Source organism: Citrobacter sp. wls613 (genome assembly GCF_005281195.1).
Classification (GTDB): domain Bacteria; phylum Pseudomonadota; class Gammaproteobacteria; order Enterobacterales; family Enterobacteriaceae; genus Citrobacter; species Citrobacter gillenii.
On sequence record NZ_SZXN01000064.1, the window covers coordinates 152146 to 176921 of the forward strand.

The window sequence follows — 24776 nt, forward strand, 5'->3', positions numbered from 1 at the left end:
AATTAAAAAGGCCGCCAATGGGCAGCCCTGTTTTAATGAAAAAAAACCGCTGACATCACGGGAAGCAGCGGCTAATAGGCACGGTCAAAGTTTTACTTATAGCTATTCGTCAAATATTGCATGAATGAAAAAACACATCAAACGCAAAAATTGAACACTTTTGGACAATGAGCTGAACACTCACGCTCCAGAAACGCAAAAACCCCACGGGATTAACCGCAGGGTTCGGATGCTCTCTTGCTGGTCGAAACGATTGAACGGATTCCCAGCGTTAGAGTTGATACTAGACGAAAATTCCGCATATCACAACATCTATCTTCTCTAAAATTTACCTTTCATGGGAAAAATCACTACTGAGTGACAGATTTCAACGCACTGTCCGCATATCCCTCCTGCCGATGACACTCTTCTACCAACAATTCGAATAATGGCTGGATGTGGTCATAAGCCGTGGTTTTCTTCACATCCCATTCGGTGCGTACACCCTCCAGCACATTAGAGAATTTAAGCCGGGCATAACCTCTGCCTGTGCAGCGCTCACAAACTTTCATAACCGGCACGCCCTGCATCTCCGTTTCTTTCTTGTCCAGTACCTTCCCTTTCCCATGGCAGCGACACGCATTGCTGATAACACCTTTTCCGTTACAGGCTGAGCATAAAACGCGCGCAGTCTCCCGTACCGACTTCCATTCCTCCCAATAGGACGGGCAAACCCCCTTCGTGATTTTTGCCCATTTAGGCGGTTTCCCATCCGGGTACTGAACTTTATTTGTGAAAATATCTGCCTCGGTAAAGCCGTCCCCATCGCAACAGTCGCATTTGCGAACGCTTGCCGCACTACGGGCGTAATCCTGATAAGCAAAAGCGCACAGTATTTCGAGAACTCGTTGGCGTAATCCTTCATCGAGTTCAGTAACTGGTCTGAAATGTCGTGATATCTCAACGGCTGAACCATATAGAGCCTCCATTGCCCGCTCCGGGCTGCTGATGCCAATTTTTGCCAGGTAAAGATCGAAACCAAATCCGCACTTAGCATTAACGAGGCCAAGCGCGGCCATCACATCAGTACCAGTGAGATTGTCTGTAGCTGTTGCCCGCGAGGAGTCACTGAACATCGGGGACTTCGGTGCAAAGTATTTTGCGATTGATTCGAGGTTCATCGTGTTTCTCCAGCATAAGTTTTCACGTAATTCTTCAGTATTCGGTAGTCCGTCAGCACAGAGCCGGGAAAGTGATATAAGCGCAATCGTTGCCAACGAACGCGGAGGTGATCGGCAAAATAGGATTCAAATGTCATGCGGCCTCCCTTGCTTTGACGAGTTGTCGCCTCAGCGCGCTGTAATGCTTTCTGATGGCTTCGAGTTCTTCGATGGTGTATCGGTGCGGGGTGTTATTGTTTTCGAGCGCCTCAACGCGTTCAGCTCCAATTTTCTCTATAAGGCCAAGGCGGTACTGCTGCTGATTGCCCGACAGCTGAACGTTACAGTGGTGGCACTGTTTACGGATATTGTCTTCGTGATAGCGGAGATGTGACGCTTTCCCACGTGAGCGGTAATGCCCGGCTTCCCACTGGACGGTGTCGAACGTCCCACAACTGATGCATGGCAAATCATGGTCACGCTCGCGAATATAGTCATTGACTACACGCTGCGTTAAATCTTCCCAGTGCTTCAGCGGCTTAACCGCAGCTTTACGCTGGCGCCAGGCGGCTCGCTCTTTCTTCTCAGTAGCGCGCTGTTTGGCGGACTCTTTGCGCTTAGCGTCTTCACGGGCTTTTCTGGTCTGCTCTTTGCCGACAGCGCTGGCGCACTCATAACCGCAGACAGTCTGCGTATCACGCACCGGGTGAAACCACTGGCGGCATTCTTTGTTGGCGCACTTACGGCGCGGTAGCTTAGCCATGCTCAACCCCACGCCCTGTTTTGCCAGACCTTACTCGGGCGCGGCGCTTTCTCGCTTTCCGGCAGCTGAACGCTGACGGTCCAGGTGATGTTGTCGCGGTTCAGGCTGCGTTCTACTGTGGCGCCACGACGGCGATAACTCGCCACCAGCTCGTTTGCCTGTTCGGTTGTGCATTCGTGATGGTGGAACCAGGAATATTTCATCGCCATCACCCCGCAAAGCTCATGAGCTGCGATGCGGCGTTTTCCGCTTCTCGCTGAGTCTTGAATGCCCGGGACAATACCCAGCGCCACAGAACATCGAGCGCGGCTTTGTACAGTTGCTGGAACTCGGTTTCGTCCATGTTGGCGAAGGCGATACTGCGGGGGTGTTTGCGAAGGGTGCCGTCGGGAAGCTGTATGGCGTCGTAGTGGCCAGACTCGATGATCACCCATGCACGGTATGCGTCATAGGATTTGCAGATGCTGATACTACCGGCACGCTTATCTGCGATACGGTCAAGATATTGCTCAGCTGCATCCAGGAGTGCAGCTTCACTTCCCGCGAATGAGGCAAGAAACTTGGCATAGCCGGTTACCAGCTTGCGTTCGTTGGAGGAGATAGCCCCGCCGGTGGGTTCCCAGTATTCGAAACCGAGATTGAGTAACGCGAAGAAGCGACGATGAAAGGCCGGGTTGCGTACCTGCCGGAACTCAGCCACCAGCACGGCGCCGAGTTTGAATTTTGATTGCAGAATATCACTGGTCTCCGGCGTGGCCGCGATCAGGATTCCTGATTGATGCTTAATGAGATGTAGTTCGTGCGCCATGGTGCTCTCCGTGGCGCATAAGGTTGTCAGTTGCTCAGACTGACACTGACATTATGTACAGTTGATAATGGAAAATCAATGCAAGAAAAAACCCGCCGTAGCGGGTTATATTGTCGATATGGGAATTCACATATCGCTTGTATGGCAGGTTATATCAATCACCAGAGTCTACGAGCTTTTGCATAGCACCTGCGTAACGGGACATGCCGATTTCCAATGCTAACCTCACGTCCTGCTGAGGTGCTGCTGCGAGCATAGCCCTGTATGTCGGGTTAATGGCATCATGTTCGTTCATTGCTGCCCATCCTGCTTTATTCATAGCCTCCGTTGGCTCTTTTGGAACCAACTGCCAACCATCCGGAGTTGCCGGAGAGTTGCCAGCCGGTTTGAAGTTTGGCTTCGCATCCTGAACCAACAGGATGTAGCCATTCCTTGCTGTATCCAGTTCAGATATTTCAGTTACAGTGCCGAAATAACGATGGCCAGCATCTGCATCACAGGTGCTGACGTCTACTGATACTTCCATGCCTTCGATGTGTTTAAGCAACTCGTCAGTATTGATTGCTGGTTTATCGGTGGGAGTGTTCATGTGGTTATTCCATGAGCCAACTTCGTCAAGTTTTTCGGAATTACCGAACGACTGAAGCATGGCGGCGCGGCAGGCTTCAAATACCGCATTGTTAAACCTCACACCTTCAAAAAAGATTTTCCCATTATGCTCAAACCAGAACTCGGACTTCTCAACATCGGGTAAGAGGCTTTTAAGCACGCCCTCAGACACTGATAACACCGCTGGCTGCGGTAACTGTGGTGCTGCGTAGAGTGGCATCGGCTCGCTATATTCTGCCAGTTTAGGGTCAGCCGCATGCAGTAGATAGCCCTTGTATGTCATGTACGCCACCGGCTCAGCATTCAGGACTTCATCAATCACCTTCACAGCATCAGCCATTGCGTAGCCGAGATTACCTCCGTCGCTTTGTGCTGCTGCTTTGCTGAGTATTTCGCGTATCTGGTGCAGGCGATCGAGTGATACAGGACCGTGCGCCGGGTGGTTAGTTGTCATGCTGCATACTCCTGCTTACGGTTAGAGCGACATACCAACGCGTAGAAGTTCATGTCGCAAATCAGTGCTACTCGCATTTCTGCCGTAAAGCGAAAGCCGAGTTTATTTGACTTGCCGACTGACCGCCGACGCTTACGCATTATCTTTCGCACGTGGGCCGCGTTTACCTCAACCTGACGATGTCTTGAAGCATAAACACCCTTAGGTGGTATCTTCCGAGCTTGTTTCTGGTACGCGGTTAACAGGTCATGTACGTCTGTAAATTTGCTCATCTCTCACTCCCCCTTCACGCCAATGCCAGCGGCGCGGAGTGCTTCTATGAAAATATCAAGCCCCTGATTAAATCCGATAGCCTCATAAAACTGTTTTGTGTGCATGTCCGGTGAATTGCGATATTGGGGCAGCGTCACTGTCCGCGCCTCCAGTTCTGCTATGCGCTTCTCTGCGGATTCCAGTTGTTCGCGCAGTTCTGGTGCTTTATCGTCAGCACTGCGTTGCAAACGGGTTACCTCGTCAAAAAGTTCAACGGCAATATTCCCCTGCTGAGTTGCCAGCTTTTGTGAGACTTCCAGCTCATTCAGTAGCGCCAGAACAGCTTCCGGGCTTGCTTCATCCTGCCAAGAGTCAGAGGTGTCACTGACAGAGCGGAGCATTATTTCTTCCTGCGCCGCTTCACGCAGCGCCTGTTTGTTGAGTGCTGTCATTGGGCTGCCTCCTGGGTTAACTTTTCGAGAATGGCATCAAGGGCTTTCCGTTTTCCGATATGCCCGCCACCAACCCACTCTCCACGAAGCAAGGCGTAATATTTCCCGTCGTCTTCGTGATACGGTCCTCGGATAGACCAGTCGGTTGTGATGGCGTCGATCGCCTTTTTAGTTTCTTCGAAATCCATCATGCTCATGACTGCACTCCTTTGCGAAGTTGGGCGGCGAAGTTAGCGGCTAAGTATGCGTAGGCATGATTTTTATTCTCTCCGCTTGCGATGGCTTTGCGGGTCAAATGCTCGGCGTAAATCTCCACACCACTAGCCCGCACTTCAGCCAGGAAGGCGTCGGTGGTCGGCATAAATAATGCTGATTTAGCATCAAACATTAGTGATTTAGCTGGATTGATTGACTTCTCCTCTGGAGAAATACCGCTCATTGCAAATTGGTTAACCATGCGCTCAACAACTTCACGCAATGCTGCATTATCGACCGCCAGTGCCTCGCTATGCGTCAGCTGCTTTTCATTCTCCGCCGCCAGCTCCCTGCACTTGCTCTCGGCGTTAGCGAGCTGTACTGCCATGCAGTTGTAATCACGAATCAACGCAGTTACCTGATTGTCACTAATGTCACACATTCCATCTTCATCAATCTCAGAAACCCAGCGTTCAATATTTTCTCTGCTGCTCATGCTGAAGCTCTCCCGTAAAATGCCAGTACACGCTGCATAGCCGGACTTGTACGGCAAACTGATGCGACCATGTTTTTGCTCATGCTCGATTTGAGCTGCTTGATGTTCAGCTCCCCGCCGGGCTGAAGTGAATAGACCGGGCGATGTGGCTCGCCAGTGCGGATTACTACCGCTCTGCGTACCAGGTGAAGCAGCAGGTTGTGCGATTTCTTACTGTCACATCCCAGCAGGCTCTGAACCTGACGAGGCGTTATGGTCTGGTTAACCCGAAGGAAATCGACGATTGCCCACAATGATTTGCTTGCCATAGTGATTTGCCCTCGAAGTTATTTAACGATCCGGAGATGGCTAACGTTCTTGCGATAGCTGCCCCAGTCAAAGTTCACCCACATTCCGCCATCCATCTGGAGACGGTCGATAACCCGCGCACCCAACGCCACGAGAAGCTCGTCGTGGTTCAGGTTTGTCAGGATCCCCACCGGACGCATCGACGACAGGCGACGGTCGATAACCTGATTCAGAATGACTTTCTCGCCGTTACTTCCACGCTGAATACCGACTTCATCCAGCACCAGCAGATCGACTTTGCAGAGGTCATCCAGAAGTGAAGCCTCTGACTGACCACCGTCGTAGCACTCGCGAACGCGCAGCATCAGGTCAGGAATTGTCACCACCAGCACAGATTGACCACCGGACAGGAGATGATTCCCGATTGCCGCTGCCAGATGGTTTTTCCCGGTACCAGGGCCGCCACTGAATACAAAACTCGCAAAGCCAGCACCAAAGTTCTGCGCGTAGCTTTTCGCCATGGTGTAGGCCTTGCGCTGTTGCTCACCGGATACTTCGTAGTTGGCGAACGTGCAGCTGCGATGCAGGCTCTGGATGCCAGAGCGACCGAAGATTTTCTCTGTACGCGCTTTCTGATTCAGCTTGTCGAGCTCTTCGCAATGTTTCAGTCCTTCTTCCCGTTGCCACGCCAGAAGCTCTGCTGCGCTGGTGAACTTAGGCTGAACGCCTGGCGGTATGAGTTTTTTCAGGCGCTCAAGAGCACTGCCGGAATTAACAATGTTTTTCACCGTTACCCCCTGAATCCGGTTGGGATGGTTTTATCTGGTCGGGAAATCGTATTCAGATCCCGCATACCTGACGATGCAGTCACTTCCCAGGCTTCCTCGTAGTGCTTCGAGGGGCCAAAGAACGTTGCGGCCTGTTTCACGTACTCGGTGTTAAGTTTCCCCGTAGCTTTCACGAACTCGGCATATCGCTGTGTACCGTTGAGCAACTCCTGAGCTGTAGCTCCTGAGTTAACTCTGGCGTTCCAGGCTTTGCAGGCGTCGGCCTTGCTATTTCCTCCAGCGCGTTTTGGATAAATCGACCACGCCTGCTCGAAGTCATCCGGATAGGCATTTTTTTTTGGTGGCGTCTCATCATCGGAAGAATCATCACTCTCTGGGGGTGTGGCGGAGCCATGCCCCAAAGTGTTTTCTTCTTCCTGTTCCTGTTCCTGTTCCTGTTCCTGTTCCTGGTTAAGGAACGGTTCAAGAACCCTTTCTGAACCCTTTAGCTTCAAGCCACCAATGTGAGCTATCGCATCAGCCATAACCCGCGCCAGTTCTGGCTTCACCGAAGATTTATCCGGCACTTGAGAAAACAAACGCATAGCCGCTATACCCTGATTAGGGTTCTCAACTGGGTTCCAGCTCATGAAGTTCCGAATAAGGACCCATTTCGAGGCAAAATCACGCGTTGCAAAACCGTTCATAGATAGCTCATCAAACCCTTTCGCAACCCTTTCAGATGTCCAGTTGAGGTCTTCCGAAACGTATCCATCAGGCAGTCGAAAACAACCAATCATGTTCGTGTGTTGCCCCGTGAGCAGATACAGCGCGAGCAAACGGGCATCATCAGAAACCCGACGCATTCCATCGCTTATCCAAAAAGATGTATGCACCTTGCCGTAATCACGCATAAAAACCCCTGAATGCTTAAATTACTGTCGGTTCGTCAGTTCTGGCGGAGTGCTTAAAGACGATCTCGACGCACAAAAAAACGCATTCCTGACAGATTGAGACGCCATCCCCAACGACGAGAACGCCAGCAATTTCGACATTCGTCTTTCCGCAAAAAGAGCACTTATGGGTTGGCTGGATATTTACATTGGTACTGGTTGCTGACATACTTACCCCGCAATGATTTCGCAATGAATTGCACCAGAAAGCCGTTGGTGTTCGCGCACCGCGGCTTTCGCCATTTTTGAACCGGTCATATAGCCCCCAGCATCATCTGCACCATCTCCATCAGCGGCCCGGTTAAGCCAGGGTCAACGCGGTACATCTCCACGATCCCCTCGCTCAACTCTTTCAGCTTCTGATGACGTGGAGCATCCATCGCGACGGCTATCTTCGCTTCGCTGGTTTCTTTCTCCATACGCGCCAGACGAGCCATAACGTTGTCTTCTGGTAGCAGACGGTTGCGGTACTTGAGCGGCAGAACAGCAAGAATTGCCGGAGTCAGCTGGCGGACGTTCTCGCGGTATCTTTCACTGTTGAAATGGTTGTCCAGGAAGCGGAAAAGCTTCTGACGCTGTCGGCTGAGGTCATCAGGGAAAGTGATCTCGTCTCCCCCTTGCGCCTGGTACTCTTCGATGATCAGAGCAGAAACGACATCCTGACCATCTACACCCGCCCATGAGCGAACGGCATCTCGAATATCTTCATGCCTCGGTCCTTTCTGCGCTTGAGCGCGATTTATCACCGCCTGCTGCAGCGATCCTGTATCCTGGTAAAACGTAAGTGATTGCATTTGTGGTCCCTTGATGGTTAAGCGGCTGCATGTGGATGCGGAAACAATTCAGGAAGGTCGGGACGGAATTCATGAGCCTGAATCTGTCCTTCGCTGGCTCTTACCAAAACAGGAACATGGATCGGGGATATTTGTTTTTTCCCATTTAACCAGTCACAGATCGTGGATTGGGCCTTACCACATCGCTTCGCTAGCTCTTTCTGACTACCGGCGATTGCAATCGCTTTTTCTACAGCAGAGTTTTTCATAATCGCTCCTTCTATCAATTTTGATTGATTATGTGTATCGCTCTAACGAATGTCAATCGCCTATGCGATTTTTTGCTTATTCATCGCCGCAGCGATAATATTTATGAAGGTTATTAGGGGAGTATCTTTAATGAGTTTTTCTGAGCGGTTAGATCGCGCAATGACTGAGGCGGGTTATACACAGGGCAAGCTCGCTAAGGCCGTTGGCATGGCACAGTCAAGTGTTAACAAGCTGCTAAATGGTGCGTCAAGCTCAAGAAAAACAGTCGAGATAGCATCTGTTCTCAATGTTCGCCCCGAATGGCTTTCCACTGGAACCGGACCGATGCGTAATGATGGTCAGCAGCCGGAAAAAACCAATGGAGGTATAAAGAGCTTCAACGTATTCCGGATTGAGGTTCTCGACTTTACGGTTAGCGCGGGGCCAGGGGCTATAAATAACGAGTTCGTAGAGATCCTACATTCTGTTGAGTATCCGGTTGAAGAAGCCAGGCACATGTTTAACGGACGTAAACAGGAGCAGATCCGCATCATCAACGTCCGCGGAGACAGCATGTCTGGCACGATAGAGCCGGGTGATCTGCTTTTTGTCGATATCAGCATCCAACACTTTGATGGTGATGGAATTTACGCTTTCCTGTACGACGAAACAGCTCATGTTAAGCGACTTCAGAAGATGAAAGACAAACTACTGGTAATCTCAGACAACCAGACCTATCGCCCGTGGGAGCCAATTGAGAAGGAAGAGATGAACAAGATTTTCGTCTTCGGAAAGGTGATCGGCAGCATGCCGCAGACCTACCGTAAGCATGGGTAGAAAGGAAATGTCTGCTTCATCTTTATGATTCATCCATTCAAATGAAAAAGGAGGTGGCTGATGAAAAACAAAAGCTCTAAATACCTTGAAAAAATACGACCTCAATTAGAATGTGTAACTGTTGAGCAATTTTCTGCTTATCTGAATGCTGTGGGTGCCAGTAAAAAATGTCTTTCTTGTGGTAGTCACGAGCTTGTCGCTTTAACAACGAACAGATTGCCTGACTCACTCTCGCCAGAAGATCAACTAATTGACCCAGAAGGCATTTTTGAAAAGTATACGTTCATGAAAATTCACTACGGGTATTCCGAATTAGATATAATCGTTGGATCCGATATTTTTTTTAGGACGACTTGCAAGAACTGCGGATTCACAATGAGCTATGTAGCCCCCAAAGTTACTCACTGGATACAAAAGGAAAAAGAGTCTCATACTGATGAATGACGTGTTTGATTATGAGAATGTACAATACCTGTTCCCACAAGAGGTTGAAAAGGATAACATCCGTTCCAGGAAAGATGCTGAAGATGGTGATTTGGTCGCTATGAGCAAAGATGAACTTGACGCTAGAATGGCTCAAAACAAAGCAGAGGTGGATGTAGTTGCCGCCGAGATGCGACGCGAGATGGCTGAGTTTCGAGCCTTTCAAGCGCAGCAGTTTTCTGCAATGAATACATCTATGTCTGAAATTAAAGCGCAGATTTCAGGCGTTAATGGCGAAGTAACTGGGTTAAAGGGGCAGATTGATGGGCTGAAAACCACATCTGCAACTCTTCAGTGGATGGTTGGCGCCATCCTGGCGCTACTGGCGGTTATCCTTGCACTTCCTCAAGTGCAAACCTACCTAAAACCAGTCGAAATAATCCAGCCAGCACCAGCACCAGCACCAGCACCAGCACCAGCACCACAAAATAATAAATAACCCGGCCACCGCGCCGGGTTTTTACTGTCCTTTCCTCAAGAACTCCGCCGCATCCCTCAAAACCCCCTTGTGAATCACATTGCCCACCGTCTTCCTCTTGGCTTCCAGGCTATCCACAATCGCATCCCGACTAATCACTACCCCATCAATAATTAACTCAACCACCGCCCCACCAATCTCGCCAGAGATGAAAGCTGCGCGATCTTCCAGCAATTCATCACGTGACATATCCATACCTAAGCCCATAACAATCCCCTCTCTGGTGTTTTTTTGAGCATATCACGCATCTAACACAAAAATAAATCGCTTTATAAATCAAATAGCAATCGACAAAATCACCATATTATCGTTTAAGCGATTGATAAAATAAATCGCCTTAGCTATCATCACCTCATCGCGAAACACTAAGCGCATAAGGTTTAACGCTCAGCTGGCCGGCTATAAGGCAAAACAGAAGTGAGCTTCGCGGTGGTGAACTGCAGAGTTAAATCGCTCAACTGTGAAGATCAGCACCACGGCACCACCAGCGAAGTTCACTCAGCAATAGTGGAGAACATCATGGTTCATCAGCACTACGGTACACAGACGGTAAACCGCGGCGCAGTTCAGCCTGGAATGCTCGTCAAACACAAGGATTCAACCTGGACGGCATCAGCTAATGCTCGTGGTCGTTTGTATCTGCATCGCGGCGTTGAGATGACTTACACCAGGGATTTGCTGGTTGAAGTTTATCTGAACGGTCTGGGGAATGGCCTCAGCCATTAACGGAGAGCGTCATGCAAGACAAGAAATGCGGTTACTGCAGCAAGCCGGTTAAACCGGAAGAAGTAATCAAAAGTACCCTTCTCTATCGCAACGGCTCACTGCTGGCGCGCAAAGAGAAAGAGTACTGTTCCAGACGTTGCGCTTCGCACGACCAGATGGCTCACGAAGGCTAACGTACACCCCGCGCAAGGCGGGATCTACGTCCGGTGGCACCGACCAAAGTTACACCGGAAACAACATCAAAACCAAAGTTAACCCAATGGGCGCTATCAATGGCCCGGGGATTCTAACACCCAAAAATGAGGATCTCACATGGAATTCTTTTATGTGGTTAAAGCCACTCAGAAATCCGGAAAGCAAGATGCAGTGATTTGGTTCACTGCTAAAACCGAGGCTCGCGCCAACCTGCAGCTGGATGTTGCACTGGAAGATGCTGGCATCGAAACCGGCCGCGGCAAGGACTACACCAAACCAATTCGCACTGACTTCCCGGTTGTTGATGACCTGCCAGAAGAAGGTGAAGTTGATTTCACTTGGTGTGATCGTTATGAACTACAGGACGACGGGCGCACCTGGCTGCCAAAGGCCGCTGGCGACGTTGTCACCACTATCCCTGCCGATGTAAAAAATACCGATGAAGTAGCGACTTCTGACGAGAATGTATCGTTAGAAAACCGCACTCCAGCAGTCCGTTTTGCCTTCCATCTGATGAGCGATAAGTACCAGACTCACGTCACTAAAGAGCAGCAGCTGGATGCCAGCGAAATGTCACTGGACGAAAGCAATACCTATCTCCAGAACTTGCTGCAGGTTAAAAATGATGTTCCTGAAGTTGGCGAACTCAGTCTTAATGCTGAGTGGAAAATGATTCAGGCGATTAAAGACATCTTCGAACAGGGTGAAGAGCATGAACCTGAAGTGATCGCTGCTTTCATGTCTGACTGGGTGAACGCAGAAGCAGGTGATCGCAATCAACTGGTTGAAGACTGGCGCAGTGGAAAGTTTCCTCTGCTCAAAACTGAAACCACCAGCGTTGGTGATGAAGTCGGTCCCGAAGAACAATCTCAGCAGCCAGAGCAGCCGAACCTGATCGTCGTTGCCACCCTGCCATTCCGTCAGCGCGTACTGGCTCAGTTCATCGGTGATGGTGAATATCTCTATCACGTCGACGCTGGGCAGAAAAACGAGATTGTCCGCCTTGAGATGGACACTGATAACGCGTACGCCCAAAACCTGCTGCTGGCTGCTGAAAATGTGGAAGCATTCAAAAAAGCCATTGAGCACGATATTCATAAAGTCGTGAATGCCGTTAAGAAAGTCTTCCCTGTCGACGGTAAAAGACCGGAGCTGGCAACAGTGATCCAGTTCCTGACGGTGTGGTTCAAAACTGATTACATCGACCGTGGCATCCTGGCGCGCGAATGGGCCGCCGGTAACCGCATCAGCAATGTTCAGCGCACCGATTCCGGTACCAACGCCGACGGCGGATATGTCACTGACCGTGGCGAAGGCGCACACCACACGCTGGATACTCTGGATTTAGAGATTGCCTGCGCCCTGCTCCCAATGGACTTTAACCATCTTGAAATCCCGGGCAGCATCCACCGCCGCGCCAAAGAGATAGTGGCCAACAAAGAACAACCGTGGAAATCATGGAGCAGCATCCTGCGCAATCAGCCTGGCGTTCTGTCGGTCAATCGCGCTGCCATCTTCAATCTGGTTCGCATCGCGCCGGAAAATATTCACCTGACGCCGGCTGCTCATCTGGAGTTCGTTAACCAGACCATGACAGCTGAGTTCAATTCAGCGGTTGAGTTATTGCCATTGTCTGAAGCAGCACCTGCGGCAACGGAAATGTCCTCCGCCCCTGAAAGCGTCGAGCCGTCTCGCAAATCCTTTTGCACTCACGAAGAGAACCTGCAGCGTGTACGTGAAGAAGGCGCGCGCCGCCGCGCCGAGGAAGTAGCTGCGCAACCTCAGGTCGAGAACCTCGGCGGCGGTGTGTTCTCTATTGAAGGCCTGATGGGTGATCAACAACCAAAAATAGATGACCGTTCACCACTTAATGAGGAAACCACCAGCAATGTGCAGGTTCAAGAAACTGTCAGTGATGAAAAACAGGCTGGTGATGCGCTGCATACAGGCAAGAGCAGTGTGGAAACTGGTGAAGAGTCACATACCAGCCAGCAAGCCGATGTAAACCTGAATGCGGATTCTGTCGCCCAAAACAGCGATTCTGTAAACCAAACCGAACCAGTTGCAGCACAAACCGAGCCAGAAGCGCAATCTGACGAACCAGCTGTTGTTTACCCCGCTTACTTCGAGCCAGGTCGCTATGAAGGTCTACCGAACGAGGTTTATCACGCAGCGAACGGAATCAGCTCTACCCAGGTGAAAGACGCACGTGTTTCGCTGATGTACTTCAATGCGCGTCACGTCGCCAAAACGATCACCAAAGAGCGTTCTCCGGTACTGGACATGGGTAACCTGGTGCACGGCCTTGCGTTGCAGCCAGAGCAGCTCGATGAAGAGTTCAGCGTTGAACCGATAATCCCGGAAGGCGCGTTCACCACAACGGCAACAATCCGCGCGTTTATCGATGAGTACAACGCCAGCCTGCCAGCGCAATTGAGCGCCGACGACATCAAAGCGCTGCTGGAAGAATACAACGCCACTCTGCCTGCTCAGGTGCCACTGGGTGGTTCAGTCGAGGAAACGGGCCAGAGCTACATGTCTCTGCCCGAAGAGTACCAGCGGATCGAAGCGGACCAGAAGCAGACCGCAGCGGCGATGAAAGCCTGCATCAAGGAATACAACGCCACTCTGCCTGCCCAGGTGAAAACCAGTGGTAGCCGTGATGCGTTACTCGAGCAGCTGGCAATCATCAATCCCGACCTAGTGGCGCAGGAAGCGCAGAAGCCGCAACCGCTGAAAGTGTCCGGTACCAAAGCTGATCTGATTCAGGCCGTGAAGTCTGTTAACCCGGACGCTGTCTTTGCCGACGAACTGCTTGATGCTTGGCGCGAGAATCCGCAAGGAAAAGTGCTGGTCACCCGTCAGCAACTGAGCACTGCACTGAGCATTCAGAAAGCCCTGCTACAGCACCCAACCGCCGGGATGCTGCTTCAGCACCCGAGTCGCGCCGTTGAGGTCAGCTATTTTGGCTTTGACGATGAAACCGGTCTGGAAGTCCGCGTTCGTCCGGATCTGGAGATCGACCTGGACGGCGTGCGCATTGGTGCCGACCTGAAAACCATCAGCATGTGGAACGTTAAGCAGGAAGGCCTTCGCGCCAAACTGCACCGGGAAATCATCGACCGTGACTATCACCTGAGCGCCGCCATGTATTGCGAGACCGCAGCACTGGACCAGTTCTTCTGGATTTTCGTCAACAAAGACGAGAACTACCACTGGATCGCCATCATCGAGGCATCCGCCGAACTGCTGGAGCTGGGCATGCTCGAGTACCGCAAATCTATGCGCGCTATCGCCACCGGCTTTGACACTGGCGAATGGCCAGCGCCGATCACCGCTGATTACACCGACGAACTGAACGACTTCGACCTGCGCCGCCTTGAAGCGCTGCGTACTCAGGCATAAGGGGAACGATGATGGAAAACATGAATATCGTAACTGCAGAGCAACAGGCTCCGAACACTATTTCCGCCAGCAACGCCATTTTTAACGTTCAGGCATTAACGCAGCTTCAGTCAGTGGCGGGACTGATGGCACAGGCTGCCGTCACGGTTCCCGAGCATCTTCGCGGGAATCCTGCTGACTGCATGGCAATCATCATGCAGGCCATGCAATGGGGCATGAACCCTTACGCAGTGGCGCAGAAAACGCACCTAGTCAACGGTGTGCTGGGCTATGAAGCGCAGTTAATAAACGCGGTAATCTCCAGCTCTAACGCCATCGTTGGCCGCTTTCACTATGAGTACGAAGGCGACTGGTCGAAATGCGCCAGCAGCCGCGAAGAGATCGTGAAGAAGCCTGCAAAAGGCGGTGGGACTTACGACAAGAAAGAAATGGTACGGGGCTGGAACAGCGCCGACGAGCAAGGCCTGTCGGTTCGTGTGGGTGCCGTCATTCTCGGCGAAAGTGAGATTACCTGGGGCGAACCGGTATTCCTCTCCAGCGTGATTACACGTAACTCTCCACTGTGGATTTCGAACCCGAAACAGCAGATCGCATATCTGGCCCTTAAATACTGGGCGCGACTGTACTGCCCTGCGGTCGTTCTCGGCGTGTATACCCCGGATGAAGTCGAGCAGCACACAGAGAAAGAGATTAACCCGGCGCCGCAACGCGTCAGCCTGGCGGAAATCTCAGGTGACACCGTCACAACCACACAGAGCGCACAGGAATCATCGGTAAATATCGGTTCACTGGCCGATGATTTCCGCGAGCGCATCGATGCGGCGCAGGATGTTGATAGCGCCAAAGCACTGCGCGCTGACATCGAAAGCGCGAAGGTCACGCTCGGTTCTGCCCTGTTCACCGAGCTGAAGAACAAAGCGGTGAAGCGCTACTACCTGGTTGATTCACGTAACAAGGTTGAAGCCGCGATCAACTCCCTGCCGTCTCCGGATGAACCGGGCGCAGCAGAACGATTCGCCGAAGTTGAACGAGTACTGGCAACCAATAAGCGTCACATGGGCGACGAACTGCACGATCAGTTCAGCATCACCCTGGCAGATATGAAACCGGAATACGTGGCCTAAGGGAGGCGGGAGGGTTCTCCCTCCCGGTAACGACATGAGCGAATTCACAAAAGAGCAGTTGGTTGAGTACGTAAAGGGATGTATCGAGCACGCCGAGCGGTTTCCAGGCGTCGAGATAGCCGCCAAAGAAAAGGCGATATTTGAAATTGCACTGGTAGCGCTGACGAATGTGCTAGTACTGGAACGCGAGCAGGTTCGCCGGGATCACGCCGATTGGTCGCAAACTACTTTCGGTAATGTTGGCCCGGTCGGCCCACTGAAGCATCTGTCGAAGGAGGCACTGGAGGCGGCGGCAGAACCCGGTGACCTCAGTGAATGGGCTGATATGCAATTCCTGCTTTGGGATGCGCAGCGCCGTTCGGGAATTACTGACGAACAAATAGTTGCGGCCTGCATAGAGAAACTGGCGATAAACAAACAGCGCCAATGGCCCGAACCACAGGACGGGGAGCCACGACGGCATGTCCGAAGCGCAGGAGAATCTCTCAACGCCCGGCGGCGCCGTAATCGTGAGTCAAACGTCCGCGCTCGCGAACGTGAAACGCCTACACAACGCAAGACCAGATTGGCTAAAAACAGGGCCAGGATGGCCATACGTCGTAAAGGCGGTGCAGCATGAAACTAATTAACCGTGCCAACCAGCAATCCCCATTAGCGCGCCAGGCATGCGACATCGCACTGGCTACCCACCAGCAACGCTACGGCGACTATGGCCGCAGCAAGATGAAGGAGACGTACACGGTGAGAGTTGAAGGTGTGAAGGTCTGGGTGGAAGTGGTTAACCGTAAAGCCAGCTACGTGGCCACGGCGATGACAGGTATGCGCCGGCTGCGCGCGCTACCGGGTCAGGTTTCTTGATAACGATATTTCATTAACAGTTTTCCGGCAGCTCTATAATGAGTTGCCGGATCCGGAGGTAGTATGGCCAAGCTTCTTAATCTGCAGGAATGGGCGAATTCGACTTATTCAACCCCGCCGTCTCTTTCAACACTTCGCCGCTGGGCGCGGGAGGGGCGCATTTACCCTGCTCCGGAACTTCACGGAAAAGAATATAAGGTTCAGCCTGACGCCATCTATGTGGATCCGAGCAAAAAGAACCTTCGTCCCAAATCAAAACGCTTAGCGCTGCCAACTGGCGGCACTCTACTGGAGAGACTGACTCATGGCGAAAAGGCCAGTACGTTACGACGCTAACCTGCCCCGTAACCTGACCTATCGTAAAAGAGACAGGCTTTATAGCTGGCGAAACCCGATTACCGGTCAAGAATTATCTCTTGGCCGGATCGACAGAAAGGACGCCATTTCTCAGGCCATCGAGGCCAACAACTACATCGACCAAAATTACCTTCCGTCAGCGCTGCTTGACCGCATAAAGGAAACACCAACGTTTACGGTTAAAGCGTGGCTCGAGCGCTACGAAGTAATTCTTGAGCGAAGAGAATTGAAGCCCAACACGATGAAGGTCAGGCGCAATCAGATCGCCACTATCAGTGATGAATTCGGACGTATGCCGCTATCGTCGGTCAGCACGAAGGATGTATCTACTTTCCTGGAGAGTTACATACTCTGCGATAAGAAGAGTATGGCCTCAGGCCTGCGTTCGGTATTGTTGGATATTTTCAGGGAGGCGATCGTCGAGGGACATATTGAAAGGAACCCGGCAGAGCCGACAAGAACGCCGACGCCAAAAGTTAAGCGTGAGCGTCTTTTACTCGAGCAGTTCGAGATAATAAGGGATGCCGCAACCGCCCATTCCGAATGGGCTGCAAACGCATGTGATCTGGCACTTGTCACCGGGCAAAGAAGAGAGGACGTATCGTTGTTCAGATTCAGCGATATCAGGGATGGAAGGTTGTTTGTCACGCAGGAAAAGACAGGTCACAAATTGGCGTTGCCACTTGATTTGCGACTGGACTCTGCTGATTTGGTATTGCAGGATGTTATCGACCGTTGTCGTAAAAACAACCCGTCAGACTTCATGCTTTATTCTGCGGTAAGGCGTGGTGGCAGGAAGCCAGGTCCGTTAACTCCGGACGGAATTACCCAGGCATTTTCTGATATCAGGGATTCTACAGAGTTAAAGTTTGGCCCCAACCCTCCCCCATTCCATGAGATCAGGAGCTTGGCGAGCAGACTGTATGAAAGGGAGCGCGGAGAGGATTTCGCACAGAGACTGCTGGGGCATAAAAATTTAACAATGACCAAAAAATACCTGGACGCACGCGGTGCAGCATATGTTATGGTTTAGACAGGATATGGAAATTTCGAGTAATTTTCGTGGGATTTCGTGAAAGTACCGAAAAAACCCAATGAAAACAGATAGATAAAAAGAGACCGAATACGATTCCTGTATTCGGTCCAGGGAAATGGCTCTTGGGAGAGAGCCGTGCGCTAAAAGTTGGCATTAATGCAGGCTAAGTTACCCTGCCATTTAAGAATAGATGACAGCGCCAGGTTTTCCAGTCCGCGACCAAAGTGGCCTGAAAAAAAGGACGATTGTCACCCGCTAGAATGCAAAAACCGCAAGTTCTGCAGCCAGAACGTTGCGGTTTTTTATTGGAAATCAGAAAGCTACATCTGACAATTAACAGAGCTTTTCTGCACGCTCAATAAACGGGGCCAGGCTCATTTTGTCGCCAGGCTTTGCCGGATCGTCAATCTGGATAATGTCGATCGGTTTGGCGGTCGTTTTACCGCTTGCCACCTGCTGTCTGGCAATATCGTTCAGCGGGTATTGCACCAGCGTGCTGGGGTTGATGACATACAGCGCATTACCCGGTCGGCACGTCAGCATCACTTCTTCGCGATTAAACGCCCACTTTTCTTTGCCAACCTCAAAGCGACTGACGGTAATAACCTGCGGCGCGGCCAATGCAGCTCCTGAACTTGCCAGCAGTAACACAGAGATAATCAATTTTTTCATACGTTTTGCCAGTCCATCAGAACGGTTCCAGGGTTGCAAACAGGCTGACGATTGCCAGCACGACGGCCCCTATTCCCCATTCAATCTTAGTCATCCAAATAAAATAGAGAGTCATGCAGCGATTATCCTGCTGCATACGTGGTACGAGAACATACCGGTTCGCCAGCGCAATCGCCACCATTAGCGCGACCAGCACACATTTTAACAACAGAAGTTGCCCATAGGCTGCATGCCAGGGAAAGGATAATCCGACAATAAACAGGCCGTTGGTGATGCCCGTAAGCAAGACGCCAATTACGAAAAGATGCCCAAAGCGGGAAAAACGCATCATGGTGGCGATCGCCTGTTGTTGCCAGCGGCCTTGCGCCATTCTCATACAGTAAAGAACGGGCAGCAAGCCGCCAAACCAGGCTGCGGCGCAGACCAGATGCAGAGCGTGATTAAGCTGCTGCACCGCCCGCGTTGCGCCGTCATGCAGCGTCGCATGTCCGACACCGGCTAATAAAATACACTGCGCAATTGTCAGCATCAGCAGCAGTCGTGACATACTGCGCGGCACAATGAGGGTCACCACCAGCGTAACCAGAGCGAGGATAATTTGCCACAGCCATACGCCGCCAAACTGCGTTTGCAGGACCGCTCCCCATATATCAACGGAGAAAACGTCCTGCCAGCCGGCCCCCATTAATCCCCCCTGGACAGCCAGCATCAGCGTCGCGCTGATAAAGCTCCACATCGCGGCATGGCGTTGCAGGCGCATAAAACGGCGCATCATTAAACGTCGTACCGAAACAGGTGCCAACCAGGCGCCGTACAGCGCACAGCCAAATACCAGCATTAAAGAGGTGAAATGGATAAACCGCAGCGTAACCCAGGTGAATGCCAGCATCGTTTTATTTCACGCTAAAGGTATAGTGTCCTTTGGTTTTGTGACCGTCTACCGACACAACGTGCCAGTCAACCGTATATTTTCCGGCGTCCAGCGATTGTTCCACAGGAACGATCAGTTGCGTCTTATCCTGCTCATTACGCGTCGCCTTACCCGTTTTAATCGGCTGCTGCTGTGGGCCTGTCAGCGTTGCACCGCTGAATGCAGGTTCAACGCCCTCTGAAAAATTCAGGGTCAGCGCCTCAGGAGACGCGGTAATCTGCGCATTCGCCGCCGGATTTAGTTGCGTCAGGTGTGCATGTGCCAGTGCGGCAGGAGAAATCAACGTGGAGACGAGAGCGATGAGAGCAAAGCGAAGTGAGGATGCAGATGAAGCCATATCAACTATTCCTTTTTGTTATGTCTAATCTATAGAGAATAACCTTCTACAATGAACGAGTCGAGAATCATCAATTCAGGCTTGCCATTAGCGCACACTCTTAGTAACTTTTGCGCGCTACGGGATACCTATAAGGAGAAACGCATGAATCTGGCCAAACTCGAACAATCTGAAATGGATAAGGTCAATGTTGACCTGGCCGCAGCTGGTGTCGCCTTTAAAGAGCGCTATAACATGCCTGTTGTTGCCGAAGTCGTCGAACGTGAGCAACCCGCACACCTGCGAGACTGGTTCCGTGAACGGTTAATTGCGCATCGTTTAGCATCCGTTTCCCTCTCACGTTTACCTTACGAGCCGAAAGTTAAATAAACCTTATAATACGTTACGATTCCTTACATGATGACTGCTACAGTATAAGTATATTCTTAATCTATACTTTAGAGATGATTGTAGACACTATGAAAAGGAAGTCATTATGTCACACTGGAAAATTGCCGCAGCGCAGTATGAACCGCTTCAAACCTCACTAACTGAACACGTCGCCCATCACCTGCAATTCATCAGGGCGGCGGCCAAATGCCAATGTGAATTGCTGGTTTTCCCCTCCCTTTCTCTATTAGGTTGTATGGATGAAAGCGATGAGCTGCCAGCCCCACCCGATGAATCTCTGTTGCAGCCCCTCGCCCACGCCGCGGCGACGTATCGCATGACCATTATTGTGGGATTGCCGGTTGAACATAACGAACTTTTTGTGAAAGGTATGGCGCTTTTTTCGCCGTGGATGACCGCCCCCTTAATGTTCCACCAGAGCCATGGGGCTTGTATTGCCAGACAGCGAAATACCATTAGCGTTGTCGACAGCCAGCCAGAAGGCATCGATATTGATCCTGCGTTTTCACTGTTTACCACCTGCCAGTGCGTCAGCGAATCTGAACTTCTCTCATCAACCTCTCGCCTGCAACGTTTCTCGCATCAGTTCGCAATTGCGGTACTGATGGCCAATGCGCGCGGAAGCAGCGCATTATGGGATGAACGGGGCCGTTTAATTGTTCGCGCGGACAGCGGCTCACTTCTCTTAACCGGCAAGCGCACCTCTCAGGGTTGGCAAGGCGATATCATTCCATTACGCTAGGCGTTTTCGGCCAGGAGCATGGCATGCTGCGCATAATAGATACAGAAACCTGCGGTCTGCAGGGAGGCATTGTTGAGATCGCATCTGTCGATGTGGTTGATGGCAAAATTGTGAATCCGATGAGCCACCTGGTGCGACCCGACCGCCCCATCAGCCCGCAGGCAATGGCGATACATCGGATTACGGAAGCCATGGTGGCGGATAAACCGTGGATTGAAGACGTCATCCATCATTATTACGGTAGCGAGTGGTACGTCGCGCACAACGCCAGTTTCGACCGTCGCGTATTGCCGGACATGCCTGGGGAATGGATTTGCACGATGAAGCTGTCCCGCCGCCTGTGGCCGGGGATAAAATACAGCAACATGGCGCTGTATAATTCCCGCAAGCTGAGCGTACAAACCCCCGTTGGTTTGCATCAGCACCGCGCGCTATACGATTGCTACATTACCGCGGCACTGCTGATCGACATCATGAACACCTCAGGCTGGTCGGCAGAGCAAATGGTCGAGATCACCGGTCGCCCTGCGCTGTTAACCACATTTACCTTTGGTAAATACCGCGGTAAACCCGTTTCCGAGGTGGCAGAACGCGATCCGGGCTATCTGCGCTGGCTGTTTAATAACCTTGACAGTATGAGCCCGGAACTGCGGTTAACATTGAAGCACTATCTGGATAACGCCTAGACGGCCGCGTTGCCGGGCAACGTCCCCTGCGCCAGGCCAATCAAAAAGGCGAACTCAAGGGCCACACCTTCATAAGATTTAAAACGTCCGGACTTGCCGCCGTGACCGGAGTCCATATCCGTACACAGCAACAGTAGATTGTCGTCCGTTTTCAGCTCCCTCAGTTTCGCTACCCACTTTGCCGGTTCCCAGTATTGCACCTGGGAGTCGTGAAGCCCGGTGGTGACCAGCAGATGCGGATAAGCCTGTGTGGTGACGTTATCGTATGGGCTGTAGCTTTTCATGTAAGCGTAATATTCCACATCCTGCGGGTTGCCCCACTCTTCAAATTCCCCGGTGGTGAGCGGGATCGACTCGTCCAGCATCGTTGTGACTACGTCAACAAACGGCACTTGGGCAACCACGCCGTGAAATAACTCCGGACGTTCGTTAATGGCGACCCCCATCAGCATTCCACCCGCGCTTCCTCCCATGCCGTAGCAGAGTGAAGGCGCTCCGTAGCCCAGTTTGAGCAGCGCGTCACAGACGTCGAGATAATCGTTGAAGGTATTTTTCTTCTGCAAGAATTTACCGTCTTCGTACCACTGCTGCCCCAGCTCGCCACCGCCACGGACGTGGGCAATAGCATATACAAAGCCGCGATCCAGCAGGCTCAAACGGCTGCTGCTGAAATCAGCATCCATGCTGGCGCCATACGAACCATATCCATATACCAGCAGTGGATTTTTCCCTTTTTGGAAATGCCGCTGATGATAAACCAGTGAAACCGGCACCTCTACGCCATCACGGGCGGTGACCCACACATGCTCGCTGCGGTAGTTTGTCGCATCAAAACCGGGGACATCCGTCTGTTTGAGCACCCGTCGCTCTCCGGTGTCCATATCCAGTTCAAATAGCGTGTCCGGTGTCGTCATGGATGAATAACCATAGCGCAGCCGCGACGTCTCCGGTTCGGGATTATAGGCAAGCCAGGTGACATAAGCCGGATCGTCAAAGGCAATCCCAACCACTTCACGCGTCTTACGGTTGATCTGCCGCAGGCTGGTTAAGCCCTGCTGACGTTCTTCCACCACCAGCCAATCGGTAAACAGCGTAAACCCTTCCAGCATAACGTTTTCACGCGGCGGAATTAACGCTTCCCAGGTCTGTTCATCACGCACACGGGTACGGTACAGACCAAAGTTTTTACCCTGTCGGTTAGATCGCAGATAAAACGCGTGCTGATAGTGATCGAGGCTGTACTCATGGTCTTTACGCCGCGGTAAAAAAACCAACGGTTCAGCGTCGGCCAGCTCAGCGTCAAGCAGCAGAACCTCACTGGTGGTCGCACTGGCAATATGAATAACGACATAATGCTGCGAAGTCGTTTTGTGCAGACTGACATAAAACATATCGTCTGCCTCTTCATATACCAGCCTGTCTTCGGATGACGGCGAACCGATGGTGTGTCGCCAGACCTGATACGGCAGTAACGTTGTTTCATGCTTACGCACGTAGTAGAAAGTTTGCGAGTCGTTGGCCCAGACGAGTTCAGGCTCGACGTTGTCGAGGACTTCCGGATACCAGTTACCGCTTTGCAGATTGCGAAAATGCACACCATATTGCCGGCGCGAGAGATAATCCTCAGCCAGCGCCATGATGGTGTTGTCCGGGGAAATTGCCAGACCGCCCAGTGTATAAAACTCGCTGTGAGCTGCGCGCTGGTTTCCGTCCAGCAACGTATCCCAGGCATCCCACTCTTCGCTGAGCGCAGACTGACGCTGGTAAATGGCATACTCACAACCGGGCTCATAGATATGCCGGTAGCGATAACCGTTTTTCACGTAGGGAGCCGAAACATCCTGCGGGGGAATACGGTCGATAATTTCTTTCAGCACGCGATCCTGTAATGCCTGCTGTGAGGCCATAACCTGGCGACCATAAGCATTTTCTTGCTGCAGGTAATCGAGGACCTCTGGCTGCGAGCGCGTGTCATCTCGCAACCAGTAATAATTATCGACGCGGGTGTCGCCATGTTGCGTCATGGCGTGTGGAATACGAGGAGCGTTCGGTAGCATGTCATTGTTCTTTTGCTTAATCATCCTATAAGGGTGGCAAAAGTCAGCAATGATGCAAGCGAAATATGCTCCTGCGCCGTAACTATTTAGCCCGGCAATGCCTGTTTTTGTTGCTTAAGATCTTGCTCAATACCTTCTCGAACATCCTGCGGGATCTTTAACGCATCGCCCAGCGCGTTCAGATAGCTGCGCTCCATAAAGTGGTCGATATCAATCGCCGCACAGCTGAGGAAGTAGATTTCCAGCGCCTCTTCTTCGTTGCGGATCCCCTGTGCCAGACGCTGAGGATCCAGCGGTTGCTCAATGGCGCGTTCAATCAGGATACGTCCCTGGTCTTCTACTCCCGCTTCACGCAGCTGCTGATCGATGGCCGCACGCTCTTTTGCATCTATATGACCATCGCTTTTTGCCGCAAAAACCAGCGCGAGGATCAGGCGTTCAGTCCGCTCATCCACCGGCGTACTTTGCACGCCAAACTGCGGCTCATCCTGATGCGCCGTGCGGACTTTATCTTTGTATTTGTTCCATAGCACGCTGCCAGCCACCGCGCCGCCACCTACGAGCAGCGCACTGGTGCCGTATTTGGTCAACAATTTGCGCGAGGATTTATTGGCTACCAGTAACCCCGCCAGTCCGCCTAATGCGCCGGGAACCAGCAATTTGCTCAGTCCCTGATCGCCCGAAGAAGACGCGGAAGATCCTTTTTGCCCAAGAAGAGATTGCAGTTGATTCAGCCAGTTAGCCATTTTGCCCCTCAAATACTGACGATTAATTATCACAGCGTACCCGAGGGGATGTCAGGAAGTGTCTATTGTAGCAAAAGATGCGCAAATACCAGGTTACTGCGCCAGATACTCTGCGCTGCCCGTTTTGCAATCAACCTTCACCTGATAGCGAATATCCGCACTTTTGCCGCGCACGGTAAGTGGTACCGTCCACTGCCCGTCTTTGCCGACAATGTCCTGTGGATTAACCCAGGCAACGGGATCGAGTTGTCCCAGTTTTTTCTGATCGTCAGCCCAGCGCACGATACGATTTTGCTGATAATCACGTTTCACGCTCGCAGCAATACCGTCGGCGTTCAGTCCCTCACACTTGGGAAACTGAACGGTCTTACTTTCCGTATTTGCAGCAAAGGTCGACACGCTGGCGGATAACAGCAGCAGGCTTAACAGCGTTTTTCTTTTATTCATTCTTTTCTCCTTTATCCCCTTCGTCCTTCAGGCCGCAGAAATGCAACGCGAAATCAGTTGGGTACAGCACA

Annotated in this window: 35 protein-coding genes and 1 pseudogene; 14 read left to right on the forward strand and 22 right to left on the reverse strand. The window is 51.7% G+C overall.

Annotation, left to right across the window (positions count from 1 at the left end):
• Window positions 1–350 precede the first annotated feature (350 nt).
• The 15 genes from FDX01_RS14615 to FDX01_RS14695 form a co-directional block, all read right to left on the reverse strand.
• Entirely contained in the window at window positions 351–1160 is an 810-nt protein-coding gene (locus FDX01_RS14615; RefSeq protein ID WP_060682531.1) for an antitermination protein, read from the reverse strand.
• The gene (locus FDX01_RS14620) at window positions 1157–1297 is read right to left on the reverse strand and encodes a YlcG family protein (RefSeq protein WP_001664172.1); all 141 of its coding nucleotides are present in this window, start codon (window positions 1295–1297) and stop codon (window positions 1157–1159) included. Before FDX01_RS14620 ends, FDX01_RS14615 begins: the two co-directional genes overlap by 4 nt.
• On the reverse strand, window positions 1294–1902 hold the full coding sequence (locus FDX01_RS14625) for a recombination protein NinG (protein ID WP_060683712.1): 609 nt from the start codon (window positions 1900–1902) through the stop codon (window positions 1294–1296). Before FDX01_RS14625 ends, FDX01_RS14620 begins: the two co-directional genes overlap by 4 nt.
• Before the next feature lie 2 nt (window positions 1903–1904).
• Complete coding sequence (locus FDX01_RS14630) at window positions 1905–2111, reverse strand: hypothetical protein (RefSeq protein ID WP_048231655.1); 207 nt, start codon at window positions 2109–2111, stop codon at window positions 1905–1907.
• Window positions 2111–2710: a DUF1367 family protein gene (locus FDX01_RS14635; protein ID WP_137400011.1), complete on the reverse strand. Its 600-nt coding sequence runs from the start codon at window positions 2708–2710 to the stop codon at window positions 2111–2113. Before FDX01_RS14635 ends, FDX01_RS14630 begins: the two co-directional genes overlap by 1 nt.
• Window positions 2711–2864: 154 nt before the next feature.
• The gene (locus FDX01_RS23870) at window positions 2865–3773 is read right to left on the reverse strand and encodes a hypothetical protein (RefSeq protein WP_170974778.1); all 909 of its coding nucleotides are present in this window, start codon (window positions 3771–3773) and stop codon (window positions 2865–2867) included.
• A gap of 275 nt (window positions 3774–4048) precedes the next feature.
• Complete coding sequence (locus FDX01_RS14655) at window positions 4049–4477, reverse strand: ead/Ea22-like family protein (RefSeq protein WP_137400013.1); 429 nt, start codon at window positions 4475–4477, stop codon at window positions 4049–4051.
• Complete coding sequence (locus FDX01_RS14660; RefSeq protein WP_137400014.1) at window positions 4474–4674, reverse strand: hypothetical protein; 201 nt, start codon at window positions 4672–4674, stop codon at window positions 4474–4476. Before FDX01_RS14660 ends, FDX01_RS14655 begins: the two co-directional genes overlap by 4 nt.
• Entirely contained in the window at window positions 4671–5168 is a 498-nt protein-coding gene (locus FDX01_RS14665; RefSeq protein ID WP_137400015.1) for a hypothetical protein, read from the reverse strand. Before FDX01_RS14665 ends, FDX01_RS14660 begins: the two co-directional genes overlap by 4 nt.
• Window positions 5165–5476: a hypothetical protein gene (locus FDX01_RS14670; RefSeq protein WP_137400016.1), complete on the reverse strand. Its 312-nt coding sequence runs from the start codon at window positions 5474–5476 to the stop codon at window positions 5165–5167. Before FDX01_RS14670 ends, FDX01_RS14665 begins: the two co-directional genes overlap by 4 nt.
• An 18-nt stretch (window positions 5477–5494) precedes the next feature.
• Window positions 5495–6244 (reverse strand): ATP-binding protein, encoded by a 750-nt coding sequence (locus FDX01_RS14675; RefSeq protein ID WP_137400017.1) that lies wholly within the window; start codon window positions 6242–6244, stop codon window positions 5495–5497.
• A 2-nt stretch (window positions 6245–6246) separates the two neighbouring features.
• Window positions 6247–7137 carry a hypothetical protein gene (locus FDX01_RS14680; RefSeq protein ID WP_170974779.1) on the reverse strand — a complete coding sequence of 297 codons (891 nt, stop codon included), beginning with the start codon at window positions 7135–7137 and terminating at the stop codon, window positions 6247–6249.
• A 16-nt stretch (window positions 7138–7153) separates the two neighbouring features.
• Window positions 7154–7345: a ClpX C4-type zinc finger protein gene (locus tag FDX01_RS14685; RefSeq protein ID WP_106672016.1), complete on the reverse strand. Its 192-nt coding sequence runs from the start codon at window positions 7343–7345 to the stop codon at window positions 7154–7156.
• Window positions 7346–7430: 85 nt separating this feature from the next.
• Window positions 7431–7970 carry a toxin YdaT domain-containing protein gene (locus FDX01_RS14690; protein ID WP_137400018.1) on the reverse strand — a complete coding sequence of 180 codons (540 nt, stop codon included), beginning with the start codon at window positions 7968–7970 and terminating at the stop codon, window positions 7431–7433.
• 17 nt (window positions 7971–7987) lie between these two features.
• Entirely contained in the window at window positions 7988–8218 is a 231-nt protein-coding gene (locus tag FDX01_RS14695; protein ID WP_115258197.1) for a helix-turn-helix domain-containing protein, read from the reverse strand.
• A 130-nt stretch (window positions 8219–8348) separates the two neighbouring features.
• Between FDX01_RS14695 and FDX01_RS14700 the strand changes: the two genes are divergently transcribed.
• Genes FDX01_RS14700 through FDX01_RS14710 form a run of 3 tightly spaced genes read left to right on the forward strand, consistent with a single transcriptional unit; the run spans window position 8349 to window position 9957 of the window.
• Complete coding sequence (locus tag FDX01_RS14700; protein ID WP_249360990.1) at window positions 8349–9035, forward strand: helix-turn-helix transcriptional regulator; 687 nt, start codon at window positions 8349–8351, stop codon at window positions 9033–9035.
• A 60-nt stretch (window positions 9036–9095) separates the two neighbouring features.
• Window positions 9096–9479, forward strand: a complete 384-nt coding sequence (locus FDX01_RS14705; RefSeq protein ID WP_137398756.1) for a hypothetical protein — start codon at window positions 9096–9098, stop codon at window positions 9477–9479.
• Window positions 9472–9957 carry a hypothetical protein gene (locus tag FDX01_RS14710; protein ID WP_137400019.1) on the forward strand — a complete coding sequence of 162 codons (486 nt, stop codon included), beginning with the start codon at window positions 9472–9474 and terminating at the stop codon, window positions 9955–9957. The genes FDX01_RS14705 and FDX01_RS14710 overlap by 8 nt, the downstream gene beginning before the upstream one ends.
• A gap of 21 nt (window positions 9958–9978) precedes the next feature.
• On the opposite strand, the gene FDX01_RS14715 is transcribed toward FDX01_RS14710, so the two are convergent.
• Complete coding sequence (locus FDX01_RS14715) at window positions 9979–10203, reverse strand: hypothetical protein (RefSeq protein ID WP_137400020.1); 225 nt, start codon at window positions 10201–10203, stop codon at window positions 9979–9981.
• A 312-nt stretch (window positions 10204–10515) separates the two neighbouring features.
• On the opposite strand from FDX01_RS14715, the gene FDX01_RS14720 reads away from it, so the two are divergent.
• From FDX01_RS14720 to FDX01_RS14750, 8 genes and pseudogenes are all read left to right on the forward strand, one after another.
• Window positions 10516–10722 carry a hypothetical protein gene (locus FDX01_RS14720; protein ID WP_016156718.1) on the forward strand — a complete coding sequence of 69 codons (207 nt, stop codon included), beginning with the start codon at window positions 10516–10518 and terminating at the stop codon, window positions 10720–10722.
• 11 nt (window positions 10723–10733) lie between these two features.
• Window positions 10734–10895 (forward strand): YdaE family protein, encoded by a 162-nt coding sequence (locus FDX01_RS23085; protein WP_057064861.1) that lies wholly within the window; start codon window positions 10734–10736, stop codon window positions 10893–10895.
• A gap of 139 nt (window positions 10896–11034) precedes the next feature.
• Window positions 11035–14322, forward strand: a complete 3288-nt coding sequence (locus FDX01_RS14725) for a RecE family exodeoxyribonuclease (RefSeq protein WP_137400021.1) — start codon at window positions 11035–11037, stop codon at window positions 14320–14322.
• An 11-nt stretch (window positions 14323–14333) separates the two neighbouring features.
• Window positions 14334–15446, forward strand: coding sequence for a RecT family recombinase (locus tag FDX01_RS14730; protein ID WP_137400034.1), 1113 nt, complete (start codon window positions 14334–14336; stop codon window positions 15444–15446).
• Between the two features lie 181 nt (window positions 15447–15627).
• A pseudogene (locus FDX01_RS23875) lies at window positions 15628–15915 on the forward strand (dATP/dGTP pyrophosphohydrolase domain-containing protein); the annotation flags it as partial.
• A 146-nt stretch (window positions 15916–16061) separates the two neighbouring features.
• Window positions 16062–16304 carry a DUF4060 family protein gene (locus FDX01_RS14740; protein ID WP_053389205.1) on the forward strand — a complete coding sequence of 81 codons (243 nt, stop codon included), beginning with the start codon at window positions 16062–16064 and terminating at the stop codon, window positions 16302–16304.
• Window positions 16305–16367: 63 nt separating this feature from the next.
• Entirely contained in the window at window positions 16368–16640 is a 273-nt protein-coding gene (locus tag FDX01_RS14745) for an excisionase (protein ID WP_032170291.1), read from the forward strand.
• The gene (locus FDX01_RS14750; protein WP_137400023.1) at window positions 16609–17694 is read left to right on the forward strand and encodes a tyrosine-type recombinase/integrase; all 1086 of its coding nucleotides are present in this window, start codon (window positions 16609–16611) and stop codon (window positions 17692–17694) included. Before FDX01_RS14745 ends, FDX01_RS14750 begins: the two co-directional genes overlap by 32 nt.
• A gap of 336 nt (window positions 17695–18030) precedes the next feature.
• Here the strand turns inward: FDX01_RS14750 and FDX01_RS14755 are convergent, their stop codons facing one another.
• The 3 genes from FDX01_RS14755 to yobA are packed head-to-tail and all read right to left on the reverse strand — an operon-like array spanning window position 18031 to window position 19637.
• On the reverse strand, window positions 18031–18369 hold the full coding sequence (locus tag FDX01_RS14755) for a YebY family protein (protein WP_137400024.1): 339 nt from the start codon (window positions 18367–18369) through the stop codon (window positions 18031–18033).
• Between the two features lie 16 nt (window positions 18370–18385).
• The gene (gene copD / locus FDX01_RS14760; protein ID WP_135911869.1) at window positions 18386–19258 is read right to left on the reverse strand and encodes a copper homeostasis membrane protein CopD; all 873 of its coding nucleotides are present in this window, start codon (window positions 19256–19258) and stop codon (window positions 18386–18388) included.
• A 4-nt stretch (window positions 19259–19262) separates the two neighbouring features.
• Entirely contained in the window at window positions 19263–19637 is a 375-nt protein-coding gene (gene yobA / locus FDX01_RS14765) for a CopC domain-containing protein YobA (protein ID WP_115258189.1), read from the reverse strand.
• Between the two features lie 144 nt (window positions 19638–19781).
• Between yobA and FDX01_RS14770 the strand changes: the two genes are divergently transcribed.
• The 3 genes from FDX01_RS14770 to exoX all read left to right on the forward strand — a co-directional run bounded on the left by FDX01_RS14770 (window position 19782) and on the right by exoX (window position 21455).
• Window positions 19782–20006: a DNA polymerase III subunit theta gene (locus tag FDX01_RS14770; RefSeq protein WP_096756688.1), complete on the forward strand. Its 225-nt coding sequence runs from the start codon at window positions 19782–19784 to the stop codon at window positions 20004–20006.
• Window positions 20007–20112: 106 nt separating this feature from the next.
• Entirely contained in the window at window positions 20113–20769 is a 657-nt protein-coding gene (locus FDX01_RS14775) for a carbon-nitrogen hydrolase family protein (protein WP_137400025.1), read from the forward strand.
• 23 nt (window positions 20770–20792) lie between these two features.
• Window positions 20793–21455: an exodeoxyribonuclease X gene (gene exoX / locus FDX01_RS14780; protein WP_096756686.1), complete on the forward strand. Its 663-nt coding sequence runs from the start codon at window positions 20793–20795 to the stop codon at window positions 21453–21455.
• Here the strand turns inward: exoX and ptrB are convergent.
• From ptrB to yebF, 3 genes are all read right to left on the reverse strand, one after another.
• Complete coding sequence (gene ptrB, locus FDX01_RS14785) at window positions 21452–23512, reverse strand: oligopeptidase B (protein WP_137400026.1); 2061 nt, start codon at window positions 23510–23512, stop codon at window positions 21452–21454. The genes exoX and ptrB overlap by 4 nt on opposite strands.
• Before the next feature lie 86 nt (window positions 23513–23598).
• Complete coding sequence (locus FDX01_RS14790; protein WP_096756684.1) at window positions 23599–24258, reverse strand: tellurite resistance TerB family protein; 660 nt, start codon at window positions 24256–24258, stop codon at window positions 23599–23601.
• A gap of 93 nt (window positions 24259–24351) precedes the next feature.
• Window positions 24352–24705: a protein YebF gene (gene yebF, locus FDX01_RS14795; protein WP_096756683.1), complete on the reverse strand. Its 354-nt coding sequence runs from the start codon at window positions 24703–24705 to the stop codon at window positions 24352–24354.
• Window positions 24706–24776 lie beyond the last annotated feature (71 nt).

What these genes read in the sequence shown, in the direction of transcription:
- FDX01_RS14615 (WP_060682531.1), bottom strand. Translation starts at nt 1,160, where the DNA reads ATGAACCTCGAATCAATCGCAAAATACTTTGCACCGAAGTCCCCGATG.
- FDX01_RS14620 (WP_001664172.1), bottom strand. Translation starts at nt 1,297, where the DNA reads ATGACATTTGAATCCTATTTTGCCGATCACCTCCGCGTTCGTTGGCAA.
- FDX01_RS14625 (WP_060683712.1), bottom strand. Translation starts at nt 1,902, where the DNA reads ATGGCTAAGCTACCGCGCCGTAAGTGCGCCAACAAAGAATGCCGCCAG.
- FDX01_RS14630 (WP_048231655.1), bottom strand. Translation starts at nt 2,111, where the DNA reads ATGGCGATGAAATATTCCTGGTTCCACCATCACGAATGCACAACCGAA.
- FDX01_RS14635 (WP_137400011.1), bottom strand. Translation starts at nt 2,710, where the DNA reads ATGGCGCACGAACTACATCTCATTAAGCATCAATCAGGAATCCTGATC.
- FDX01_RS23870 (WP_170974778.1), bottom strand. Translation starts at nt 3,773, where the DNA reads ATGACAACTAACCACCCGGCGCACGGTCCTGTATCACTCGATCGCCTG.
- FDX01_RS14655 (WP_137400013.1), bottom strand. Translation starts at nt 4,477, where the DNA reads ATGACAGCACTCAACAAACAGGCGCTGCGTGAAGCGGCGCAGGAAGAA.
- FDX01_RS14660 (WP_137400014.1), bottom strand. Translation starts at nt 4,674, where the DNA reads ATGAGCATGATGGATTTCGAAGAAACTAAAAAGGCGATCGACGCCATC.
- FDX01_RS14665 (WP_137400015.1), bottom strand. Translation starts at nt 5,168, where the DNA reads ATGAGCAGCAGAGAAAATATTGAACGCTGGGTTTCTGAGATTGATGAA.
- FDX01_RS14670 (WP_137400016.1), bottom strand. Translation starts at nt 5,476, where the DNA reads ATGGCAAGCAAATCATTGTGGGCAATCGTCGATTTCCTTCGGGTTAAC.
- FDX01_RS14680 (WP_170974779.1), bottom strand. Translation starts at nt 7,137, where the DNA reads ATGCGTGATTACGGCAAGGTGCATACATCTTTTTGGATAAGCGATGGA.
- FDX01_RS14685 (WP_106672016.1), bottom strand. Translation starts at nt 7,345, where the DNA reads ATGTCAGCAACCAGTACCAATGTAAATATCCAGCCAACCCATAAGTGC.
- FDX01_RS14690 (WP_137400018.1), bottom strand. Translation starts at nt 7,970, where the DNA reads ATGCAATCACTTACGTTTTACCAGGATACAGGATCGCTGCAGCAGGCG.
- FDX01_RS14695 (WP_115258197.1), bottom strand. Translation starts at nt 8,218, where the DNA reads ATGAAAAACTCTGCTGTAGAAAAAGCGATTGCAATCGCCGGTAGTCAG.
- FDX01_RS14700 (WP_249360990.1), top strand. Translation starts at nt 8,349, where the DNA reads ATGAGTTTTTCTGAGCGGTTAGATCGCGCAATGACTGAGGCGGGTTAT.
- FDX01_RS14705 (WP_137398756.1), top strand. Translation starts at nt 9,096, where the DNA reads ATGAAAAACAAAAGCTCTAAATACCTTGAAAAAATACGACCTCAATTA.
- FDX01_RS14710 (WP_137400019.1), top strand. Translation starts at nt 9,472, where the DNA reads ATGAATGACGTGTTTGATTATGAGAATGTACAATACCTGTTCCCACAA.
- FDX01_RS14715 (WP_137400020.1), bottom strand. Translation starts at nt 10,203, where the DNA reads ATGGGCTTAGGTATGGATATGTCACGTGATGAATTGCTGGAAGATCGC.
- FDX01_RS14720 (WP_016156718.1), top strand. Translation starts at nt 10,516, where the DNA reads ATGGTTCATCAGCACTACGGTACACAGACGGTAAACCGCGGCGCAGTT.
- FDX01_RS23085 (WP_057064861.1), top strand. Translation starts at nt 10,734, where the DNA reads ATGCAAGACAAGAAATGCGGTTACTGCAGCAAGCCGGTTAAACCGGAA.
- FDX01_RS14725 (WP_137400021.1), top strand. Translation starts at nt 11,035, where the DNA reads ATGGAATTCTTTTATGTGGTTAAAGCCACTCAGAAATCCGGAAAGCAA.
- FDX01_RS14730 (WP_137400034.1), top strand. Translation starts at nt 14,334, where the DNA reads ATGGAAAACATGAATATCGTAACTGCAGAGCAACAGGCTCCGAACACT.
- FDX01_RS14740 (WP_053389205.1), top strand. Translation starts at nt 16,062, where the DNA reads ATGAAACTAATTAACCGTGCCAACCAGCAATCCCCATTAGCGCGCCAG.
- FDX01_RS14745 (WP_032170291.1), top strand. Translation starts at nt 16,368, where the DNA reads ATGGCCAAGCTTCTTAATCTGCAGGAATGGGCGAATTCGACTTATTCA.
- FDX01_RS14750 (WP_137400023.1), top strand. Translation starts at nt 16,609, where the DNA reads ATGGCGAAAAGGCCAGTACGTTACGACGCTAACCTGCCCCGTAACCTG.
- FDX01_RS14755 (WP_137400024.1), bottom strand. Translation starts at nt 18,369, where the DNA reads ATGAAAAAATTGATTATCTCTGTGTTACTGCTGGCAAGTTCAGGAGCT.
- copD (WP_135911869.1), bottom strand. Translation starts at nt 19,258, where the DNA reads ATGCTGGCATTCACCTGGGTTACGCTGCGGTTTATCCATTTCACCTCT.
- yobA (WP_115258189.1), bottom strand. Translation starts at nt 19,637, where the DNA reads ATGGCTTCATCTGCATCCTCACTTCGCTTTGCTCTCATCGCTCTCGTC.
- FDX01_RS14770 (WP_096756688.1), top strand. Translation starts at nt 19,782, where the DNA reads ATGAATCTGGCCAAACTCGAACAATCTGAAATGGATAAGGTCAATGTT.
- FDX01_RS14775 (WP_137400025.1), top strand. Translation starts at nt 20,113, where the DNA reads ATGTCACACTGGAAAATTGCCGCAGCGCAGTATGAACCGCTTCAAACC.
- exoX (WP_096756686.1), top strand. Translation starts at nt 20,793, where the DNA reads ATGCTGCGCATAATAGATACAGAAACCTGCGGTCTGCAGGGAGGCATT.
- ptrB (WP_137400026.1), bottom strand. Translation starts at nt 23,512, where the DNA reads ATGCTACCGAACGCTCCTCGTATTCCACACGCCATGACGCAACATGGC.
- FDX01_RS14790 (WP_096756684.1), bottom strand. Translation starts at nt 24,258, where the DNA reads ATGGCTAACTGGCTGAATCAACTGCAATCTCTTCTTGGGCAAAAAGGA.
- yebF (WP_096756683.1), bottom strand. Translation starts at nt 24,705, where the DNA reads ATGAATAAAAGAAAAACGCTGTTAAGCCTGCTGCTGTTATCCGCCAGC.